Genomic DNA, 3456 nt, shown 5'->3' on the forward strand with positions numbered 1-3456 from the left:
GTCCGGCGCCCGGCCAGCGAGGAGGAGCTCGGCGAGGCGCTGCTCGCGCTCGTCGAGACGGCCCGCGCACACGGCTGGGACGCCGAACGGGCGCTGCGCGAGCGGCTGCGCACGGTGGAGGACGAGGTGCGCGCCGCCGAGGCCGCGGACTGAGCCGCGTCGGCGTCCGGTGACGAGCGCGCCCCGCGAGCGGGGAGGCTCACGCGACCTGGGAAGATGGATCCGTGGCCACCGTGAACCCTCCGCGCGGGATGCGCGATTTCCTGCCCGCCGACAAGGCGCGTCGTGAGCGCGTGCTCTCCGTCATCCGTGAGCGCTACCGGGCGCACGGCTTCGACGAGATCGAGACCCCCGTGGTCGAGGAGTACGACCGGCTGCACGCCGGCATCGGCGGGGACAACGAGAAGCTGTCGTTCACCATCCTGCGCCGCGGCCTCGACGCCGAGGCGATCCAGCGGATCGGCGCGGCGATCGGCCAGGCGGCCGACAACATGGCGCAGCTGTCCGACCTCGGTCTGCGTTACGACCTCACGGTCCCGCTCGCGCGGTTCTACGCGACGAACCGCGGGCAGCTCCCCGGGGTGTTCCGCTCGATCCAGATCGGCCCGGTCTGGCGCGCCGAGCGCCCGCAGAAGGGCCGGTACCGCCAGTTCGTGCAGTGCGACATCGACGTGATCGGCGACGACTCTCCTCGCGCCGAGGCCGAGCTCGTGGTGGCCTCGCTGGACACCATCGACGCGCTGGGGCTCGAGGGCGGCGTGGTCCGTGTCAACGACCGCCGGGCGCTGGATGGGATGCTGGACGCGTTCGGCTTCCGCGACGACGAGCGTCCGGGCGTGCTCATCACCATCGACAAGCTGGACAAGATCGGCGAGGACGGCGTCATCGCGGAGCTCCGCGAGCGGGGGGCGACCGCTGCCGCGGTGGACGCCTTCGAGGCGTTCCTCCGCCGGCCCCGGACGACGGAGTACCACCCGTACGGCGAACGGCAGATCCGCGCGGCCCTTCCCGAGGGGGTGCCCGACGAGATCGTGGCGCACCTGGTGGGCCTGGGCGAGGCCGTGGCCGCCGCCCGGCCGTCGGCGGCCGGCGCGATCGACCCGATCCCGCTGGTGTTCGACCCGTTCCTCGTGCGCGGCATGGGGTACTACACGGGCACGATCTTCGAGCTCGGGCACCCGTCCGTGGATTACTCCCTGGGCGGTGGCGGACGGTACGACGGCATGATCGGGCGGTTCCTCGGGCAGCAGGTCCCCGCGGTCGGCTTCTCGATCGGGTTCGAGCGGATCGTCGACCTCGTCACCCGTGCCGAGGCGGCGCAGGAGGCGGCGGTGGTGCTCGTGCACGACGCCGACGTCCCGGTCGCCGAGCTGCTGGCGCACAAGGCCGCGCTGCTTGCGGACGACGCCGTGTCCCGCGTGCGACTGGAGCGCCGGACCAAGAACCTCAAGGCGCTGCTGGAGCGGGCCGCCGCCGACGGCTACTCGGCGTTCGCGACCGTCCGCGCCGGAGACGCGCCGGGGACGCTCGAGTCCAAGCCCCTGTCCTGACCGGATGAGGCCTGTCCTGACCGGATGAGGCCTGTCCTGACCGGGGGCGAGGTCACCGTCCGTTCACGTCGGAGCGCTGTCATGAGGACATGCAGTCGGAACGGGCGCGGAGCGCGGCGATCACCGGCACGTCGGTGCTCGTGCTGACCGCGGCATCGCTGGTCGCGACGAGAGCCGCCCTGGCGCGGCAGGCCGCGATCGCCCGCCGCCGGATCGGCAAGCCGCTGGGGGAGGAGGCGCTGGACGCCGATCGCGTGTGGCGGCGCCGCATGGAGGGGAGTCCCGTCGAGCTCCTGGTCCTCGGCGACTCCCTGGCGGCGGGGCTCGGCGCGGAGCACCGGAAGCAGACGCTGGGCGGCCGCCTCGCCAAGGGGCTGGCGCGACGCCTCCGACAGCCGGTCCGGCTGCGGACCGGCGCCGTGGTCGGATCGGAGTCGCCGGACCTGGAGGGGCAGCTGGACGGGCTCCCGGACGGATACCGTCCCGACGTGGCGGTGATCGTCGTCGGGGGCAACGACGTGACCCATCGCATCCCCGTGTCCGTCTCCGCTCGCCATCTCGAGCACGCGATCACGCGGCTGCGGCGCCGGGACGCCGAGGTGGTGGTGGGCACGTGTCCCGACCTCGGGGCGCTGCGTCCGGTGCCGCAGCCGCTGCGGAGCCTCATCTCCCGCCAGTCCCGGCGCCTCGCGAGGGCGCAGGCGGAGTCGGCGCGGCGGACCGGTGCCGTGCCGGTGGATCTGCGCCGCTCGGTCGGGCCGATGTTCTTCGCCGAGCCGGAGGAGATGTTCAGTATGGACCGCTTCCACCCGAGCGCCCTCGGGTATCGGCGCACGGCCGAGGCGCTGCTCCCTGTCCTCGAGCGCGCGGCGCGCACCGCTCTCGCCCGAACGGGCTCGGCGGCGCTCAGCCCTCGGCGGTGACGCCCGCGGAGAACGAGGCCGCCCACTCGGCGACCCGTCGGGCGCTCTCCTCCTCCGAGAGGTCCTCGATCCGCGTCATCACCGACCAGCGCACGCCGAACGGATCCCGGATGCTCGCGTAGCGGTCGCCGGAGACGAAGTCGCTCGGCGCCTCGCGCACCACGGCCCCGGCGGCGACGGCGCGCGTGACCACCGCGTCCACGTCCGGGACGTACAGCCCCATCGAGTAGCAGTCCTCCTCGCCGGCCGGCGGGGCGACCAGGTGGTACTCGGGGTTCGGCTCCCCCAGCTGCAGCAGCCCGGTGCCGAAGTCGAGGTCGGCGTGCGCGACGGCGCCGCCGAACTCGGTGACGTCCACGACGCGGGCGCCGAAGACGTCCCGGTAGAACGCGATGGCGTCCGCCGCCCGGGGGAGGGCGAGGAACGGGGTCAGCGAGGTCGCCGAGTGCGGACGGCCGTCGGTCGTGTGGCGTCCGGTCACGCCGGTGCGAGGGGTGGCGGTGCCAGGGGTGTCGGTGTCGGTGTCGGTGTTCGTCATGCCGTCACGGTAGGCCGGCCCGGCCCGGCCGGGCTTGCAGTTTCGCGACAACCTCGGACGGGCGTGGTTTGGGGCGCGTCTCGGGGCCGGATCGCCCCGAAACGGACCCCGGATCCCCGAAACGAGCCCCGAACCGGGTTCGGCCTACGCTGGGCGCATGGTCGACCCCACTCGCGGCGTGCTGTACCCGGCCCGGCTCCCGACCTTCCACCGGCTGCCTCCTGCAGCGGAGGCGCGGGCCCTCGTCTCCTGGTATTGGATCCCGGAGTGGGACCTCGGTCCGGGGGAGTCCTCCCCGCAGGACGTCATCGGGTACCCGGCGGCGAACCTCGTGGTGGAGCCGCACGGGGTGTCGCTCGTCGGTCCGACGACACGGGCCGCACGGCGCGAGCTGCGCGGACGAGGGTGGGCGGTCGGCGCGTTGCTGCGCCCCGCGGCGACGGCC

Annotated in this window: 4 protein-coding genes and 1 pseudogene; 4 read left to right on the forward strand and 1 reads right to left on the reverse strand. The window is 74.0% G+C overall.

The features are described from left to right. The 3 genes and pseudogenes from MR1_RS20515 to MR1_RS08740 form a co-directional block, all read left to right on the forward strand. Nucleotides 1–153 (forward strand): annotated as a pseudogene (locus MR1_RS20515) (nucleoside triphosphate pyrophosphohydrolase); the annotation flags it as partial. Between the two features lie 98 nt (nucleotides 154–251). Then, nucleotides 252–1550, forward strand: a complete 1299-nt coding sequence (locus tag MR1_RS08735; RefSeq protein WP_067245126.1) for a histidine--tRNA ligase — start codon at nucleotides 252–254, stop codon at nucleotides 1548–1550. Nucleotides 1551–1639: 89 nt separating this feature from the next. Next, nucleotides 1640–2473 (forward strand): SGNH/GDSL hydrolase family protein, encoded by an 834-nt coding sequence (locus tag MR1_RS08740; RefSeq protein ID WP_067245124.1) that lies wholly within the window; start codon nucleotides 1640–1642, stop codon nucleotides 2471–2473. Here the strand turns inward: MR1_RS08740 and MR1_RS08745 are convergent. Further along, nucleotides 2457–3011 (reverse strand): VOC family protein, encoded by a 555-nt coding sequence (locus tag MR1_RS08745; RefSeq protein WP_084344476.1) that lies wholly within the window; start codon nucleotides 3009–3011, stop codon nucleotides 2457–2459. The two genes, MR1_RS08740 and MR1_RS08745, sit on opposite strands and share 17 nt — an antisense overlap. A 157-nt stretch (nucleotides 3012–3168) precedes the next feature. Between MR1_RS08745 and MR1_RS08750 the strand changes: the two genes are divergently transcribed. Beyond that, nucleotides 3169–3456: DUF6597 domain-containing transcriptional factor (locus tag MR1_RS08750; protein WP_322787895.1), on the forward strand; the 288-nt coding region annotated here is incomplete at its 3' end.

Origin of the sequence: Microbacterium resistens NBRC 103078 (genome assembly GCF_001552355.1) — a bacterium.
Lineage (GTDB): Bacteria > Actinomycetota > Actinomycetes > Actinomycetales > Microbacteriaceae > Microbacterium > Microbacterium resistens.

What these genes read in the sequence shown, in the direction of transcription:
- MR1_RS08735 (WP_067245126.1), top strand. Translation starts at nt 252, where the DNA reads ATGCGCGATTTCCTGCCCGCCGACAAGGCGCGTCGTGAGCGCGTGCTC.
- MR1_RS08740 (WP_067245124.1), top strand. Translation starts at nt 1,640, where the DNA reads ATGCAGTCGGAACGGGCGCGGAGCGCGGCGATCACCGGCACGTCGGTG.
- MR1_RS08745 (WP_084344476.1), bottom strand. Translation starts at nt 3,011, where the DNA reads ATGACGAACACCGACACCGACACCGACACCCCTGGCACCGCCACCCCT.